The sequence below is a fragment of the Streptomyces sp. NPDC005820 genome (genome assembly GCF_040630255.1).
Classification (GTDB): Bacteria; Actinomycetota; Actinomycetes; order Streptomycetales; family Streptomycetaceae; genus Streptomyces.
Genome location: NZ_JBEXXE010000035.1, coordinates 53,642 through 69,351, shown reverse-complemented (window position 1 = coordinate 69,351; position 15,710 = coordinate 53,642). Strand labels below are relative to the sequence as shown.

Annotated in this window: 14 protein-coding genes; 10 read left to right on the top strand and 4 right to left on the bottom strand. The window is 72.2% G+C overall.

Annotated elements, in window-relative coordinates:
• Window positions 1-11: 11 nt before the first annotated feature.
• Window positions 12-620, top strand: a complete 609-nt coding sequence (locus ABZ464_RS35430; RefSeq protein ID WP_359284131.1) for a peptidoglycan-binding protein — start codon at window positions 12-14, stop codon at window positions 618-620.
• Window positions 621-648: 28 nt separating this feature from the next.
• Here ABZ464_RS35430 and ABZ464_RS35425 read toward each other — a convergent pair whose 3' ends face one another.
• Window positions 649-2,514: an AAA family ATPase gene (locus ABZ464_RS35425; RefSeq protein WP_359284129.1), complete on the bottom strand. Its 1,866-nt coding sequence runs from the start codon at window positions 2,512-2,514 to the stop codon at window positions 649-651.
• Window positions 2,515-2,956: 442 nt separating this feature from the next.
• Window positions 2,957-3,598: a hypothetical protein gene (locus ABZ464_RS35420; protein ID WP_359284126.1), complete on the bottom strand. Its 642-nt coding sequence runs from the start codon at window positions 3,596-3,598 to the stop codon at window positions 2,957-2,959.
• 149 nt (window positions 3,599-3,747) lie between these two features.
• On the opposite strand from ABZ464_RS35420, the gene ABZ464_RS35415 reads away from it, so the two are divergent.
• The 3 genes from ABZ464_RS35415 (at window position 3,748) to ABZ464_RS35405 (ending at window position 6,117) form a co-directional block, all read left to right on the top strand.
• Window positions 3,748-5,178, top strand: coding sequence for a peptidase C39 family protein (locus ABZ464_RS35415; RefSeq protein ID WP_359284125.1), 1,431 nt, complete (start codon window positions 3,748-3,750; stop codon window positions 5,176-5,178).
• Between the two features lie 47 nt (window positions 5,179-5,225).
• Complete coding sequence (locus ABZ464_RS35410) at window positions 5,226-5,366, top strand: SCO1431 family membrane protein (RefSeq protein WP_359284122.1); 141 nt, start codon at window positions 5,226-5,228, stop codon at window positions 5,364-5,366.
• A 94-nt stretch (window positions 5,367-5,460) separates the two neighbouring features.
• Entirely contained in the window at window positions 5,461-6,117 is a 657-nt protein-coding gene (locus tag ABZ464_RS35405) for a TetR/AcrR family transcriptional regulator (protein ID WP_359284119.1), read from the top strand.
• 64 nt (window positions 6,118-6,181) lie between these two features.
• Here ABZ464_RS35405 and ABZ464_RS35400 read toward each other — a convergent pair whose 3' ends face one another.
• Entirely contained in the window at window positions 6,182-7,414 is a 1,233-nt protein-coding gene (locus ABZ464_RS35400; protein WP_359284117.1) for a glycosyl hydrolase family 18 protein, read from the bottom strand.
• Window positions 7,415-7,618: 204 nt separating this feature from the next.
• Between ABZ464_RS35400 and ABZ464_RS35395 the strand changes: the two genes are divergently transcribed.
• From ABZ464_RS35395 to ABZ464_RS35385, 3 genes are all read left to right on the top strand, one after another.
• Entirely contained in the window at window positions 7,619-8,791 is a 1,173-nt protein-coding gene (locus tag ABZ464_RS35395; RefSeq protein WP_359284115.1) for an acyl-CoA dehydrogenase family protein, read from the top strand.
• A 413-nt stretch (window positions 8,792-9,204) separates the two neighbouring features.
• The gene (locus ABZ464_RS35390) at window positions 9,205-10,329 is read left to right on the top strand and encodes a hypothetical protein (protein ID WP_359284112.1); all 1,125 of its coding nucleotides are present in this window, start codon (window positions 9,205-9,207) and stop codon (window positions 10,327-10,329) included.
• Window positions 10,330-10,333: 4 nt separating this feature from the next.
• Window positions 10,334-11,437 (top strand): phosphotransferase family protein, encoded by a 1,104-nt coding sequence (locus ABZ464_RS35385; protein WP_359284110.1) that lies wholly within the window; start codon window positions 10,334-10,336, stop codon window positions 11,435-11,437.
• Window positions 11,438-11,453: 16 nt separating this feature from the next.
• Here ABZ464_RS35385 and ABZ464_RS35380 read toward each other — a convergent pair whose 3' ends face one another.
• Window positions 11,454-11,888 carry a hypothetical protein gene (locus tag ABZ464_RS35380; RefSeq protein WP_359284107.1) on the bottom strand — a complete coding sequence of 145 codons (435 nt, stop codon included), beginning with the start codon at window positions 11,886-11,888 and terminating at the stop codon, window positions 11,454-11,456.
• A gap of 240 nt (window positions 11,889-12,128) precedes the next feature.
• Here ABZ464_RS35380 and ABZ464_RS35375 point away from each other — a divergent pair, with 240 nt between their 5' ends.
• From ABZ464_RS35375 to ABZ464_RS35365, 3 genes are all read left to right on the top strand, one after another.
• On the top strand, window positions 12,129-12,569 hold the full coding sequence (locus ABZ464_RS35375) for an Lrp/AsnC family transcriptional regulator (RefSeq protein WP_359284105.1): 441 nt from the start codon (window positions 12,129-12,131) through the stop codon (window positions 12,567-12,569).
• Between the two features lie 66 nt (window positions 12,570-12,635).
• Window positions 12,636-14,252 carry an amidohydrolase gene (locus tag ABZ464_RS35370; RefSeq protein WP_359284103.1) on the top strand — a complete coding sequence of 539 codons (1,617 nt, stop codon included), beginning with the start codon at window positions 12,636-12,638 and terminating at the stop codon, window positions 14,250-14,252.
• Window positions 14,253-14,819: 567 nt separating this feature from the next.
• Complete coding sequence (locus tag ABZ464_RS35365; protein ID WP_359284101.1) at window positions 14,820-15,704, top strand: polyprenol monophosphomannose synthase; 885 nt, start codon at window positions 14,820-14,822, stop codon at window positions 15,702-15,704.
• Window positions 15,705-15,710 lie beyond the last annotated feature (6 nt).

The window sequence follows — 15,710 nt, the reverse complement described above, 5'->3', positions numbered from 1 at the left end:
AAGGCATCGGAATGGCAATGAAACTGGCCGAGCTGCGATCCCTCGCCACACAGGTGGGGTTCACCGGCAACGACATCAACATCGCGGCGGCCGTCGCCATGGCGGAATCCCGAGGTGACCCGGCCGCCGTCGGGGACCAGAAGCTGGCCGACAACAAATGGGGGCCGTCCTTCGGCCTCTTCCAGATACGCTCCCTCAGACACCCGGAGCAGTTCTCCCCACCGGACACGCTCAGGATCGCCGGAAAGCTCAAGGACCCGCGTTACAACGCCAGGACGGCAAAGGCCATCAAGGACGCGCACGGCTGGAATCAGTGGTCCACGTTCAGGAACGGGGCCTACCGCAAGCACATGGACGGCGGCACCGCCACATTCGAGCCCTTCCCCGGTGCTTCGTTCTTCCACACCGGGCAGAAATCACCGGTCATCACCGCGATGCACAAGAGGCTCGTCAGCGAAGGATGCAACCGATACGAGTCCAGCCACGGCACCGACGTGTGGGGGTCGGGGGATGTGAAGTCCTATGCCGCCTGGCAGCGGAAGCTCCACCTGGCAGGCGGCGACGCCGACGGCATCCCCGGCAGGTTCAGCTGGGACATGCTGCACGTCCCCAACGTCTGATCCTGCGAGTGGCCGGTGGTCACCCCCGCTACAGGGCCGACGGATCCTGCGGCCCCCTACCCGACAGCACCTCGCCGTACGCCTGCATGAGATCCGGGAGCCGCAGGGTCGACAGGTCGTCCCGGGTCAGTGCCGTCGGGTAGGTCGACAGCCGCAGATCCCGGTACGCGCAGCTCTTCTCGTACAGGGTCCGCAGAAACCGCCCGTTGCCCAGTTCGTCGATCCATCCCTGGTCGACGACGTGCCCGGCGATCGAGCGCAGCTCGTCCAGTGCCTCCTCGTCCCACACGTCACCGTTCTCGGCGGCCAGCACCTCGCCGATGGAGGTGAGTTCGAGAGGCCGGTACGAGGGGAAGTCGACGCGGGTCGTGAAGCGGGAGGACAGCCCGGGGTTGGCGGCGAGGAGGCGGTCCATGCCCTCCGGATAGCCGGCCAGGATCACCACCAGATGGTCCCGGTTGTCCTCGGCCCGCTTCAGCAGCACCTGGAGGGCCTCGTCGCCGTACGCGTCGCCCTTGCCGTACCCGGAGTTGGAGAGCGAGTACGCCTCGTCGACGAAGAGGACGCCGCCGAGGGCGGAGTCGATCAGTTCATTGGCCTTGACGGCGGTCTGGCCGAGATATTCGCCGACCAGGTCGGCCCGCTGGGCCTCCACCAGATGGTCGCCGCCGAGCAGACCGAGGGCGTAGAAGACCCGGCCGAGGATGCGGGCCACCGTGGTCTTGCCGGTGCCGGAGGGGCCGGAGAAGACGAAATGCCGTTTGGGCGGCTGGACCGGGAGGCCCTGCCCGGCCCGCAGCCGGGCCATGTTGAGCTGCGCCGACAGCGCCTTGACCTGGCGTTTCACGGGTTCCAGGCCCACCATGCGCTCCAGTTCGGCGAGCGCCTCCTCGAGTAAGCCGGGGTCGGTGGGCCCGGCCGGCAGCGGGGAGCCCACGACCGTCTTCGCGCGGACCGCCGGATCGGTGACCGACGGCAGCGGCCCCACGGGCGGCAGATCGGACGGCTCGGTGAGCTTCAGATCCCGGCCCTCGGTGCCGAACAGCGGATCGAGGGCGTCCGGGCCGTCCCCCACGTCCTGCCCGATCCCGGTGAGGGTGATCGCCGCGAGGTCGGCGGGGTCGTCGTAGCCGTCGCCCTCGGCGATCGCGGCGAGCCGGGCCGAGGTGTCCATGAAGGCGGGGTCGACCCGGTGCACCGCCCGGTACAGGGGGAGCGCGGCGGCCGAGCGGCCGGTGCCCTCGTGGGCCCGGGCCAGCCAGTACCGCAACTCCTTGCGCTGGGGCTGCTCGCTGCGGCAGCGCATCAGGGCGGCGGAGAGGAGTGGTTCGGCCTGGCCGTACATCTCCAGCCGGACGCGGGCCATCCCGCCGAACAGCCCGGCCTCGATACCGAGGAGCGGGTCGTCGAGCAGCGGGTCGGTGTGCCGGACGAGCTGTTCCCAGTCCTTGACCAGATAGGCGCGGCAGGCGTGCAGAAAGCGGACCTGGTGGTCGGTGTCGACGGGCGGGAGCCCGGCGAGCGCCCGGTCCAGCTCGGGCACATGCCGCCCGTCCAGCCAGTGCGAGGCGTGCGCGAGCAGCAGATCGCGCGGGCTCTCCAGCACGGGCTGCACCCACCAGCCAAGCCAGTACCAGGAGTTGAGCGTCCGGCGGTGCCGGGTGCGCTGTTCGCCGAACCGGTCCCGGTGCCGGTACATCCGCAACAGCGCGGTCGTCGTGTCCACCCGCAGCGCGTGCAGCCCGAGCCAGCCGTCGGCCATCCCGGGATCGATCCGTACCGCGGTGCGGAACTCCTCTTCCGCCTGCGGATACGCGCCCATGGTGTAGGCGTCCACGCCTCGTAGCCAGGCGAGGTCGGCCGGGGCCTCCAGGCCCTGCGTGCCGAAATCCATCACGTCCCCCACAAACCGTGCCCCCGTCGGTTTGCCACCGGGCCCTCGCCCGCCGGCTGCCTTGGTCGAACCGCTGTGCCGCGGACCGGAGTTGCAAGGTGCGCGAAGCAGCTGTCCGTAGGTCGCACCGAGGGCATCGTACCTGCGGAGGAGTGCCTGCCGAAGGGTGCCGCCCAGGCCGTTTGACGAGGTGGGAGCGGATGGGGCGCATCCCGGCACGGTGACCCTCGGTGAGCGGATGGCGCCGTGGCGCGTCCGGGAAGAGGGGTGCGGAGCGGCACGAGGGCAGAACGAAGCCCCCGATCACGGGGGAACAACCGGGGGCTTCGCGACTTGGGGCGGCTGCGATTGCCGCACATTGAGAACGTAAGTCCTGTACGGGCCGTCGGTCAAGCGAAGTTGGGGCACTTGGCGAAGTTCGAGCGCACGGCCCTTCACAGGTTCACCACATCGCGGGTGGTCCCTCACGGTGGGTGACATCGGGGTGGGCCGAGGGGTCTCCCAGCGGCCCCGGCAGTACCTCGTACCCCTCGCCCAACTGCCGTACCAGCAGCCCGGCATAAGGGCGCGAAGGGTCGTCCGAGAAGTGGTGTGCTTCCGCCCGGACCCAGCCGTCCCAGAACTCCCGCTGCTCCTCCCCGTCCCGCGCCCGCCCGCGCGCCCAGGCCTCCTCGGGTGCCATCTCCAGCCACAGCAGACGGGCGAGATACGGACGCAGGGCGCGACGGCCCGCGCCGACCCCCTCGATCAGGACGACGGGGGCCGCGGGCAGCGGCCGGGGCGGGCCGAAGTGGTGCGCGCGCCAGTCGTAGGGGGCGTAGTGCGCGGTCTCGCCGCGGCCGAACGGCTCGATCACCTCCGTCAGCAGCCGCCCGGTCCACGCGAACAGTTCCGCGTGGCTGGCGATGTCGTCGAGGTGCAGCACCGGCGCCCCGCCGAGCGCCTCGGCCAGCCGGCCCGCGAAGGTGGACTTCCCGGAGCCCGCGTGTCCGTCGACCCCGATCAGACGGACCGGGCCGCAGGACGGGGGGAGGCGGCGGAGCCGGGCGGCGAGTCGGCGGACGGCGGGTCCTGGCGGCTTCACAGGACGCGATACGGGATACGGACGGGCACGGCGCGGAAGTCTAGTGCGACACGGGTGACGTACGGGGCTGCGGTGCTGGTGGGCGTGGCCGCCCGCGCTCATAGTGGGCGCACAGTCGCGTACCGGACATCCTGGGGGTCCTTCCGCCCATGAGCAGCTCAGACCAGCCCACCCGCAGAACCGTTCTTGCCGCCGCGGTAGCCGCCGCGGTGGCGGGCGGCGCGGTCCCGGCCCATGCCGCTCCGGCCCCCGGCATGACCCCGGACGCCGCGGCCCCTGCCGAGACCGCGGACGCCGCGGACGCCGAGGCCATGGCCAAGACCCCGGTCGCCGGGTCCGCCACCGCCCGCCCCGTCGACCACCGCTCCTGGCTCACCTACGCCGACTGGAGCTCGGGCTCCGCGCAGGGCACCCGGGCCGTCGCGGGCGAGCGGCCCGGTCTGGTCCTCGGCAGCCCCGCCGGCACCCTGGCCTACGCCGATCCGCACGCCAGGACCACCGCCGACTGGGAGTACGCGACCTGGACGTCCCCCGTCCACCGGCTCGCCGTCCCCGCCACCGAGGCGATCGCCTCCTGGAACGCGGGCACCCCGGCCGGCACCTGGCTCCAGGTGGAGCTGCGGGCCACGTACACGGACGGCACCGACACCCCCTGGTACGTGATGGGCCGCTGGGCCTCAGGCGACCAGGACATCAGGCGGACCTCGGTCGACGGCCAGACCGACGGCAGGAGCACCGTCTGGACCGACACCCTCGCCGTCGACGACGCCTCGACGGGCCTGCGCCTCGCCTCGTACCGGACCCGGCTGACCCTGTACCGCCGCCCGGGCACGACGCTCACCCCGACCGTGTGGCGGCTGGGGGTGATGGGCTCCGACATCCCGGACCGCTTCACCGCCCCGGCCTCGGTGCCCGGCCCCGCACGCGAGCTGGCGGTCCCGCGCTACTCGCAGGAGATCCACCAGGGCCAGTACCCGGAGTACGACAACGGCGGCGAGGCCTGGTGCAGCCCCACCTCCTCCCAGATGATCATCGAGTACTGGGGCGGCCGGCTGACCCCCGCGCAGCTGAAGTGGGTCGACCCGGCCTACGCCGACCCCCAGGTGTGCCACGCCGCTCGGTACACGTACGACCACCAGTACGCCGGCTGCGGCAACTGGCCCTTCAACGCCGCCTACGCGGCCACCTTCGACGGACTCCAGGGCGTGGTCACCCGGCTGACGTCCCTCACCGACCTGGAGACGCTGATCGCGGCGGGCATCCCGGCCATGACGTCCCAGTCCTTCCTCAAGGAGGAACTCACGGGCGCGGGGTACGGCACGGCCGGTCATCTGATGACCGTGATCGGGTTCACGGCCGAGGGCGATGTGATCGCCAACGATCCGAACTCGGCGGACGACGCCTCGGTGCGGCGGGTGTACGCGCGGCGGCAGTTCGAGAACGTCTGGCTCAGGACCAAGCGCTACAACGCGGCGGGCAAGACGGTCTCCGGCAGCGGGGGCGTGTGCTACCTGTACTTCCCGGTGCGGCCGAGCGCCCGCCAGTGCGCGGCACTGGAGGCGGTGGGGATCGCCGTGTGAGCAAGGTCTCGGCGGCAAAAGCCCTGGCCGGTGGCAAAGTGGACATCATGACCGCACACGCAGCCACCGTCACCCGCACCCGTACCGGCGGCCCGCGCGAGGACGGCCCGAAGGTCGCCGAGCATGTCCTGGGCTGGGTCCTCGTCGCCGTCGTGGCGATGCTGGTGACCCGGCTCGGACTGCTCTGACCTCCGCTGTTGGGCTGTCGCCGGGGTGAGCTGACGCACGTTTCGACCTGACATACTGACGTCGTCCCGCCGACCGTTGGAGACCAGGTCGAAATTGAATATCAGCCAACAGCGCGATGCCGTCCGTCCCCGGGCGCGGGGAACCGAGCGCTCACTGGCGCGTCGCGCCGAACTCATCACCATCGGGCGCAAGTTGTTCGCCGACACGTCCTACGACGCGCTCTCGATGGACGACATCGCCCGCCAGGCGCATGTCGCCAAGGGGCTGATCTACTACTACTTCCAGTCGAAGCGCGGTTACTACCTGGCCATCGTCCAGGACTCCGTCGCCGATCTGGTCTCCTTCGCCGCGAGCGGTCTGGAACTGCCCCAGGTGGACCGGGTCCAGCGGACCATCGACGGCTATCTCCGCTACGCCGAGCACAACCAGGCCGCCTTCCGCACGATCGTCAGCGGCGGGGTCGGCTTCGACACCGAGGTGCACGCCATCCGGGACGGGGTGCGCGCGGCGATCGTCGCGACCATCGCCGAGGGAGCCTACGGCGAGAGCTCCATCCCGCCGCTGCCCCGGATGGCCCTGCTCTCCTGGGTGTGCAGCGTCGAGGGTGCCACCCTCGACTGGATCGACCGCCCCGAGCTCTCCCGTGACGTCATGTGCGACCTGCTGGTGAAGACCCTGGGCGGGACCCTCCGCGCGATCGAGGAGACCGACCCCTCCTTCCCGGCGCCGAAGCCGGCCCGCAGGGACTGAGGACGCGGAAGGGGCGGAGGCCCGTGGTCCTCCGCCCCGAGAGCCCGGCGAACCGGCGATCAGGTCAGTTGATCGCGTGGATCAGCTCGCCGTTCGCCGTGTCCCCGCTCAGTTCCCAGAAGAACGTGCCGCCCAGGTGCTGGGCGTCCTTGTACTTCATCTTCCCCTTGACGGTCTTCGGGGTGTCGTAACTCCACCAGTCGTTGCCGCACTTGGCGTAGGCGGTGCCGCCGACCGTGCCGGTCGCCGGGCACTTGGCCTTCAGGACCTTGTAGTCCTCGTTGCCGTCCTCGTACGTCCCCGCCGCGGGACCGGTGGCCGTGCCGCCCGGCTTGGCCTGGGTGACACCGGTCCAGCCGCGCCCGTAGAAACCGATGCCGAGCAGCAGCTTGTGCGAGGGGATGCCCAGGCTCTTGAGCTTGGCGATCGTGGTGGCGGTGTCGTAGCCCTGCTGCGGAATGCCCGGGTAGGAGTGCAGCGCCGAGTGCGGTGCCGTGGGGCCGGTGGCGGCCCAGGTGCCGAAGTAGTCGTACGTCATCGGGTTGTACCAGTCGACGTACCGGGCCGCACCCGCGTAGTCCGCCGCGTCGATTCTGCCGCCGGCGGTCGCGTCCGCCGTGATCGCCGCCGTGAGCAGCTCGCGCTTGCCGAACTTCTCGCGCAGCGCCTTCATGACGTCCCGGAAGGCCTCGCGGCCGCTGGTGTCGCAGGTCAGACCGCAGGCGTTGGGGTACTCCCAGTCGATGTCGATGCCGTCGAAGACATCCGCCCACTTGGAGTTCTCGACCAGGTCGTAGCAGGACTGCGCGAAGGCCGCCGGGTCCTTGGCCGCCTCGCCGAACCCGCCGGACCAGCTCCAGCCGCCGAACGACCAGATGACCTTGAGGTTCGGGTGCAGCTTCTTCAGTTTGCGCAGCTGGTTGAAGTTGCCGCTGAGCGGCTGGTCCGCCGTGTCGGCGACCCCGTCCACCGACTCCTCGGCGGTGAAGGGCTTGTCGGTGTCCGCCCAGGAGTCGCCGAGGGCGCACTTGCCGTCGGTGACGTTGCCGAAGGCGTAGTTGATGTGGGTGAGCCGGTCGGCGGAGCCGGAGGTCTCGATGTTCTTGACGTAGTACTGGCGGCCGTAGATGCCCCAGTCGGTGAAGTAGCCCACGACCTTGGACCCGGGGCGGGCCTGGGCGTGGCCGGGCGCGTCGGCGCTGGCGGTGCCCGCGCCGGCGAGCAGGCCGGCGCCGAGTGCGGCACAGCAGCCGGCGGCCAGAAGCGTCCGGACGCGGGGGCGGAGCGGGGTGTGCATCGGGTGTCTCCTCGCAGGGACAGGGAGGGGATCGCACGCCGATCGGCATGAACGCGGGGAGGCGTTGGAGCGAAACGGTAGGAGGACTAGACCAGTTCGGTCAATGGTTTGGACCAATCCTGGTGTCGCCCCGCCGTGCGAGGAGAGCGCCCCGCGGGCATACTCACAGCGCGAAGCCGCAGGTCGGCAGTGAGGAGGCGCACCATGAGCGAGCGCGCGCCGACGACGGTGGACCGACTCCTGCCCACGGAGGAGGCGCGGGAACTGCTCGCCCTTGTCCGGGACATCGCCCGCCGGGAGATCGCTCCGACCGCCGCCGAGGAGGAGGACGCGGGACGCTTCCCGCGCGAGCTGTTCACCCTCCTGTCCGTATCGGGGCTGCTCGGACTGCCGTACGACTCCCGTCACGGCGGCGGCGACCAGCCGTACGAGGTCTACCTCCAGGTCCTGGAGGAACTCGCCGCGGCCCGGCTCACCGTGGGGCTGGGGGTCAGCGTCCACACCCTGGCCGCCCATCCCCTCGCCACGCGCGGCACCGACGCCCAGCGGGCCGCGCATCTGCCGGGCGTGCTCGGCGGCGGGCTGCTCGGCGCGTACTGCCTGTCCGAACCGTCCGCCGGATCGGACGCGGCCGCGCTGCGGACCAGGGCCGTGCGCGACGGCGGGGACTGGGTGATCGACGGCACCAAGGCCTGGACCACACACGGCGGGATCGCCGACTTCTACACCGTCCTGGCGCGCACCGGCGGCGAGGGTCCGCGCGGCATCACCGCCTTCCTCGTGCCCGGTGACGCCGCCGGCCTCACCGCCGCCCCGCCCGAGCGCAAGATGGGGCTGAAGGGCTCGCCCACCGCCCAGCTCCACTTCGACGGCGTCCGGGTGCCCGACGACCGCCGCCTCGGCGCGCAGGGCGAGGGCTTCGCGATCGCGCTGGCCGCGCTGGACTCCGGGCGGCTCGGCATCGCGGCCTGCGCGGTCGGCCTCGCCCAGGCGGCCCTGGACGAGGCCGTCGCCCACGCCGTCGAGCGCCGGCAGTTCGGGCGTCCCCTCGCCGACTTCCAGGGGCTGCGCTTCCTGCTCGCCGACATGGCGACCCGCGTCGAGTCGGGCCGCGCCCTGTATCTGGCGGCGGCGCGGCTGCGGGACGCCGGCCGGCCGTTCGCCCGGCAGGCGGCGATGGCCAAACTCCACTGCACGGACGCCGCGATGCAGGTCACGACCGACGCCGTCCAGGTGCTCGGCGGATACGGCTACACCGCCGACTTCCCCGTCGAGCGCCATCTGCGCGAGGCCAAGGCCCTGCAGATCGTCGAGGGCACCAACCAGATCCAGCGGATGGTCATCGCCCGTCATCTGCTGGGCCCGCAGACCCGCTGAACTGCCCCGGCCGCACCTGGGGAGCCGCCAGCCGCACCCACTCGGGGTCGTGTCGACCCGGCAGTGTGCGGCCCCGGTCCGCCCAGGTGCGGATCAGGTCGCGGTAGATGGGCGGGTCCGGTGGGGGAGTCGGGGCCGCTGGGGCCGGTGGGGGCGGAGGAACCGATTCTGCGGGTCTGTGTCCGGTGCCTCCGGGGTCCGCGGAGGCACCGGGCTGGCGATGCCGTCCACGCGCCGTCGTGTGGGTGAGGGTCATACCGGGGCCAACGCGAGGGCGTGAGGGCAGGTCACGGCCGCTTCACCCGAGCGTGCGTTCGGCGGGGCCCCGGCCCCGGTTTCGGCCGGTCCCGCATCTGGCCGCCGCGCCTCCCCTGACGTACCGTCAAATTCCTTGCGTCCAGGGAGGAATGCCCATGGCCGACGACCGCCCCGTGCCGCTCGACGAGTACCCCGTCCACCAGGTGCCCCTGTCGATGAAGCACGTGGCGACCGGGGACCGCAACGCCTACGACCGCTGCATCTTCCACGTCCTCGACCACCGGGGCCACACCCTGCTGATCGCCGGCCTCGGCGTCTACCCCAACCTCGGGGTGATCGACGCCTACGCCACCCTCCGGCGCGGGGACACCCTGTACGCCGTCCGCGCCTCCGACGCCCTCGGCGAGGACCGGATGCGTCTGGAGGTCGGCCCGCTGCGCATCCGCGTCGAACGCCCGCTGCGGGACTTCGTGCTGAGCTGCGCCGCCGACCCGGACGACCCGGACGGACTGTCGTACGAGATCCACTGGTCGGCGGACTTCCCGGCCCTGTGGGAACCGCACCACCAGCAGCGGCGCGGCGGCCGGCTCACCCTGGAGGGGAAGCGGTTCGTGCAGGCCGGCCGGTGTGCGGGGTGGCTGCGGTCGGGCGGGGAGGTGATCCGGCTGACGCCGGGCGCCTGGACCGGGACCCGGGACCGCAGCTGGGGCGTGCGCCCGGTGCCCGGGGAGGAGGGCGGGCGGTTGGCGCAGGAGCATCCGACCGAGGGCTTCCACTGGATCTGGTGCCCGGTCCGCTTCGACGACCGCTTTCTGATGGTCATCACCCAGGAGGACGCCGACGGCCACCGCTCCCTCAACGACGCCACCCTCGTGCGCCCCGGCCGCCGCGACCGCCAACTCGGCTGGCCCCAGGCCGAGATCGGCTACCGGCCCGGCACCCGCCACCCCGAGCACGCCCTCATCCATCTCGGGGACGTCCGCAAACCCCTGGAGCTGGAGGCGGAGATCCTCACCTCCTCGCCGCTGGCGATCGGCGCAGGCTATCCACCGGCCGACGATTGGCAGCACGGCACCTGGCAGGGCCCGCACTGGACCGACCGCCGCATCTATGACCTGACGGCCCCGCACCCCCGGGCCGCCTACGGGGTGACCGATCACGCGGCCCGCTTCCGGCTCGACGGCCAGACCGGCTACGGCATCTTCGAACACGGCTCCTTCGGCCGGCACGATCCGAGCGGCTTCTCCGGCTTCGACTCGGTGGCCCCGCAAGGAGGTTGAGACAGTGCCTACCGCGCCGCGACCGCGCACCACCACCCGGGACCCCGAGGAGCTGGCCCGCCGGCTGACCACCTGGCTCGGCACCCGGCTGCCCGGCGCCCGGGCGACCGGTGTGACCGTGCCCGCCTCCAACGGCCTGTCCAGCGAGACCCTGCTCTTCGATCTCGAGCACCCCGAACCACCCGTGCGCCGCTGCGCGTTGAGGCTCGCGGCGGACCCGGCGGCGTACACCGTCTTCCCCGTGTACGACATGGTCCGCCAGTACCGCACCCTGCGGCTGGTGGCCGCGCACACGGACGTACCCGTGCCGCGCGTGCTGTGGCTGGAGGAGGACCCGGGACCGCTCGGCGCCCCGTTCTTCGTCATGGAGCGCGTCGAGGGACGGGTCCCGCCCGACGTGATGCCCTACACCTACGAGGGCAACTGGCTGCACGCCGCGAGCGAGGCGGAGCGCGAGCGGGTGGAGGCCGCGTCGATCGGCCTGCTGGCCCGGCTGCACGACCAAGTGCCCCTGCACGAAGCCGAGTTCCTTGCGTTCCCCGGTGCGGGCGACGCCCTGCGCCGCCATGTCAAGGCCCAGCGCGCCTACTACGACTGGGTGATCGCCGGACTCGCCCCGTCACCGCTGATCGAGTCCGCCTTCGACCGGCTGGAGGACCTGTGGCCCGAGGACCCGGGCCCGGCCGTCCTCAGCTGGGGCGACGCCCGGATCGGCAACATCGTCTACGCCGGTTTCGAGCCCGCCGCCGTACTCGACTGGGAGATGGCGGCGCTCGCCCCGCGCGAGGTCGACCTCGGCTGGACCGTCTATCTGCACCGCTTCTTCCAGGACCTGACGGTCGCCTCGGGACAGCGCGGACTGCCCGGCTTCCTGCGCCGCGACCGGGTGGAGGAGCGGTACGCGCAGCTCACCGGGCATCCGCCCCGCGACATGGACTTCCACACCCTGTACGCGGCGCTGCGGCACGCGATCGTCATGCTGCGGATCGCCTACCGCCAGGCGTACTTCGGCGAGGTGGCCGTCCCGGCGGATCCGGACACACTGATCCTGCACCACGGCAGCCTGCGGGCCATGGTGCAGGGCAGTTACTGGGAGACGGGCTCCTGAGCGCGGGCGACGCGGCTCAGGCGGCCTGGCGGCGCATCGCCGGTACGCGCATCGGGCGCGAGCTCGGGCCGCCGACGTGCGAGAAGGGCTGCATACGCCAGTCCAGCCCCTGGGGGAGCGTCAGCAGGATCGCGGTGTCCTGCTCCTGGGCCGTGTCGGACTCGTCCGCCGACCGGGCCTCGGACGCCGAACGCCCGGTGCCGGCACAGACCGTGAGCCCGAACGGGTTCCACGGCGAGGCGCACAGCGCGTGCTCCGGCAGGACCTGCTCGTCCGCCAGCAGCGCGATCGACTGCGCGCAGTCCGGGCAGATCACCCGGTACATCTCGAAGGTGTCGTACGCGTCGAGTTCGTCGGCCTCGAACGCGTCGGGTTCGACGCCCTCCGGCTCGGGCTCGACCACGGAAAGCCGCTTGGGCACGGTGCGGCCAGGGCGCTTCAGACTCTGCATGGGATTCTCCCCCTCGGGCTGGGCCGTAAGGCACTGCGGCCTCGACCACAGCAAGCACTTCCCAGCCCGTCTCGGCGGTAATCACGAGGACATCACGAAGCCTCCACGCGTGCTGTGGTCTTCGTCACATGCCATCCGCAGGTGCCAACCCCCACCGGTTCCCCGGCAGATCACAAACCGGGTATGACCTGGGCTGCATAGGTATCCGAGGAGATCACGCGCACTGTAGGTTCTTGCGTCATGGAGGAGCTGGACCGCCAAATCGTGCAGCTGCTCGTCAAGGACGGGCGGATGAGTTACACCGACCTGGGCAAGGCCACCGGCCTGTCCACGTCGGCCGTGCACCAGCGGGTGCGCCGGCTGGAACAGCGCGGCGTCATCCGGGGCTACGCGGCCGTCGTCGACCCGGAGGCCGTCGGGCTGCCCCTGACCGCCTTCATCTCGGTGAAACCCTTCGATCCCAGCGCCCCCGACGACATCTCCGAGCGGCTCGCCGGAGTGCCCGAGATCGAGGCCTGCCACAGCGTCGCGGGCGACGAGAACTACATCCTCAAGGTGCGTGTGGCCACCCCGCACGAGCTGGAGGAACTGCTCGGCCGGATCCGCGCCCTCGCGGGGGTGTCGACCCGGACGACCGTCGTCCTGTCCACGCCGTACGAGGCGCGCCCGCCGCGCATCTAGCGTGTTCCCGGGCGTCGGCCCGCCCCGTGTGCGGCTCCGGTGCCGCGGCGCGAGAAACTGTCGGTCATGAGTGAGCGCACGCCCGAGCCGAAGACCGTCCTGCTCCGCCGTGGAGAGGTCCACAGCCCCGCCGACCCGTTCGCGACCGCGATGGTCGTCGAGCGCGGCCAGGTCGCCTGGGTCGGCTCGGAGGGCGCGGCCGACGCCTTCGCGGACGGCGTCGACGAGGTGGTCGACCTGGACGGCGCCCTCGTCACCCCGGCGTTCACCGACGCCCACGTCCACACCACCTCGACGGGCCTCGCCCTGACCGGTCTCGATCTGTCGGACGCCCCCTCCCTCGCGGCGGCCCTCGCCCTCGTACGGTCATTCGCCGCCGCCCGCCCGCAGGACACGGTGCTGCTCGGACACGGCTGGGACGCCTCCCGCTGGCCCGAGGGGCGCGCGCCCCGGCGGGACGAACTGGACGAGGCCACCGGCGGCCGGCCGCTCTACCTCAGCCGGATCGACGTCCACTCGGCCGTGGTCAGCACCGCCCTGCTGGACCTGGCGCCCCGCGCCCGGACCCAGCCCGGCCACGCCGAGGGGGAGCCGCTCACCCGTGACGCCCACCACACCGTCCGCGCCGCCGCGTTCGCAGCCGTGACGCCCGCCCGGCGCGCCGAGGCCCAGCGGGCCGCCCTCGCGCACGCCGCCTCGCTCGGCATCGGCTCCGTCCACGAGTGCGGCGGCCCCGAGATCTCCTCCGAGGACGACTTCACGGACCTGCTGCGGCTCGCCGCCGAGGAGAGCGGCCCGCGGGTCGTCGGCTACTGGGCCGAGCGCGACACCGACCGGGCCCGGGAGCTCGGCGCGCTCGGCGCCGCCGGGGACCTCTTCGTCGACGGGGCCCTCGGCTCCCACACCGCCTGTCTGCACAGCCCCTACACCGACGCCGCCCACACCGGCACCGCCTATCTGACCGCCGCCGATGTCGCCGCCCATGTGGCCGCCTGCACCGAGGCGGGCCTCCAAGCGGGCTTCCACGCCATCGGCGACGCCGCCGTGACCGCCGTCGTGGACGGCGTGCGGGCCGCCGCCGAGAAGCTCGGCCCCGCCCGGATCCGCGCCGCCCGCCACCGGGTCGAGCACGCCGAGATGCTGACGCCCGAGACCGTCGCCGCCTTCGCCGAGCTGGGCCTGACCGCCTCCGTGCAGCCCGCCTTCGACGCCCTGTGGGGCGGCGAGGACGGCATGTACGCCCAGCGGCTGGGCGCGGAGCGGGCCCGCGCCCTCAACCCCTTCGCGGCCCTGCTGCGGGCCGGCGTCCCGCTCGCCTTCGGCTCCGACAGCCCGGTCACCCCGCTCGACCCGTGGGGCACGGTCCGCGCCGCCGCCTTCCACCGCACCCCCGAGCACCGCGTCTCCGTGCGCGCCGCCTTCACCGCCCACACCCGGGGCGGCTGGCGGGCGATCGGCCGCGACGACGCGGGCGTCCTCGTCCCCGGCGCCCCCGCGGACTACGCGGTCTGGCGCACCGACGAACTGGTCGTCCAGGCCCCCGACGACCGGGTCGCCCGCTGGTCCACCGACCCCCGCTCCGGCACCCCCGGCCTGCCCGACCTCACCCCCGGCACCGACCTCCCGGTGTGTCTGCGCACGGTGGTCGCCGGCAGGACGGTGTTCGTACGGCCGGGCGAGTGATCTCCGGGTCCGGTGCGGGGAAGATCACCCGTCCGCACGTCCGGGTGTGTCCGGTGCCACCTCCCCGCTGACCAGGGCATTGACCGGAAAGCCGCAGGTCGAACGGCTGTTGACAGCCGACGGCCGGGGGCCGGTAGGTTCTGCCGGGTCCACCACCGGACGCCCCGCCGCAGAACGTCCGCGCACTCGCGGCGGCGCCGCTGGGTCAGGGACGGTGTGCCGCACCGGGGCACCGCCACTGGCAGCCAGGCTCAGCGCCTGCGCCGCGTCGAGGGAACGTTCCGTCCGGCCGGGGAGGTGTGACCCGGGTGGGGCCCGGGCGCTCAGTAGACAACGGCTCTCGGTCGACCCGCAGCCAGCGGGCCCCAGGTCGGCCCGAAGGGCGCCGGGCCCCCATCCGCAGCACGCTTCGACCACCCGGGCGGGGTACGTTCGTACATACAAGGTCAAAACCTAGTTCTTACCCCGCTCTTGTGGAATCGACACCACCATTCGATCCTCCTGTCACGTCATCGCAGGCGGTGGCCACTATGGTGGTGGCCTGCGTACGGACACGAAGGGGCAGCAGTGAACGACGGCGACGGGACCCTCGCGGCACAGAAGCGGGGGAGGCAGTTCGGCCCGCTCGGCACCGCCTTGGTGATCATTCCGACCTACAACGAGGCGGAGAACATCAAGGGCATCGTCGGCCGGGTGCGCGAGGCCGTCCCCGAGGCCCATGTCCTCGTGGCCGACGACAACAGCCCCGACGGCACCGGCAAGCTCGCGGACGAGCTGGCCGTCGAGGACGACCACGTCCAGGTCCTGCACCGCAAGGGCAAGGAAGGCCTCGGCGCCGCCTACCTCGCGGGCTTCCGCTGGGGCCTGGAGAACGGCTACGGCGTCCTCATCGAGATGGACGCCGACGGCTCCCACCAGCCCGAGGAACTGCCCCGGCTGCTCACCGCGCTCAAGGGCGCCGACCTGGTCCTCGGCTCCCGCTGGGTACCGGGCGGCCGGGTGGTGAACTGGCCCAAGTCCCGCGAGTTCATCTCCCGCGGCGGCAGCCTCTACTCGCGCCTCGCCCTGGATCTGCCGCTGCGCGACATCACCGGCGGCTACCGGGCCTTCCGCCGCGAGACCATCGAGGGCCTCGGCCTCGAGGAGGTCTCCTCCCAGGGCTACTGCTTCCAGGTCGACCTCGCCCGCCGCGCGGTCAAGGCCGGCTTCCACGTCGTCGAGGTCCCCATCACCTTCGTGGAGCGCGAACTCGGCGACTCCAAGATGAGCCGGGACATCCTCGTCGAGGCGCTGTGGCGGGTCACGGCGTGGGGCGTGGGGGAGCGCGTGGGCAAGATCACGGGCCGAGCCGCGGACCAGCCCGAACCCCCGCGGGCGCCGGCCAAGGCTTCCGCCCAGGCGTCCGCGGAGGTCTCCGCCGAGGCCTCCGCGAAGCCCCACAGCGAGGGCTGATCGTCC

Excerpts from the sequence above, each read along its gene's own strand:
- ABZ464_RS35370 (WP_359284103.1), top strand. The coding sequence starts at position 12,636 with ATGAGTGAGCGCACGCCCGAGCCGAAGACCGTCCTGCTCCGCCGTGGA.
- ABZ464_RS35430 (WP_359284131.1), top strand. The coding sequence starts at position 12 with ATGGCAATGAAACTGGCCGAGCTGCGATCCCTCGCCACACAGGTGGGG.
- ABZ464_RS35380 (WP_359284107.1), bottom strand. The coding sequence starts at position 11,888 with ATGCAGAGTCTGAAGCGCCCTGGCCGCACCGTGCCCAAGCGGCTTTCC.
- ABZ464_RS35410 (WP_359284122.1), top strand. The coding sequence starts at position 5,226 with ATGACCGCACACGCAGCCACCGTCACCCGCACCCGTACCGGCGGCCCG.
- ABZ464_RS35400 (WP_359284117.1), bottom strand. The coding sequence starts at position 7,414 with ATGCACACCCCGCTCCGCCCCCGCGTCCGGACGCTTCTGGCCGCCGGC.
- ABZ464_RS35375 (WP_359284105.1), top strand. The coding sequence starts at position 12,129 with ATGGAGGAGCTGGACCGCCAAATCGTGCAGCTGCTCGTCAAGGACGGG.
- ABZ464_RS35395 (WP_359284115.1), top strand. The coding sequence starts at position 7,619 with ATGAGCGAGCGCGCGCCGACGACGGTGGACCGACTCCTGCCCACGGAG.
- ABZ464_RS35415 (WP_359284125.1), top strand. The coding sequence starts at position 3,748 with ATGAGCAGCTCAGACCAGCCCACCCGCAGAACCGTTCTTGCCGCCGCG.
- ABZ464_RS35425 (WP_359284129.1), bottom strand. The coding sequence starts at position 2,514 with ATGGATTTCGGCACGCAGGGCCTGGAGGCCCCGGCCGACCTCGCCTGG.
- ABZ464_RS35390 (WP_359284112.1), top strand. The coding sequence starts at position 9,205 with ATGGCCGACGACCGCCCCGTGCCGCTCGACGAGTACCCCGTCCACCAG.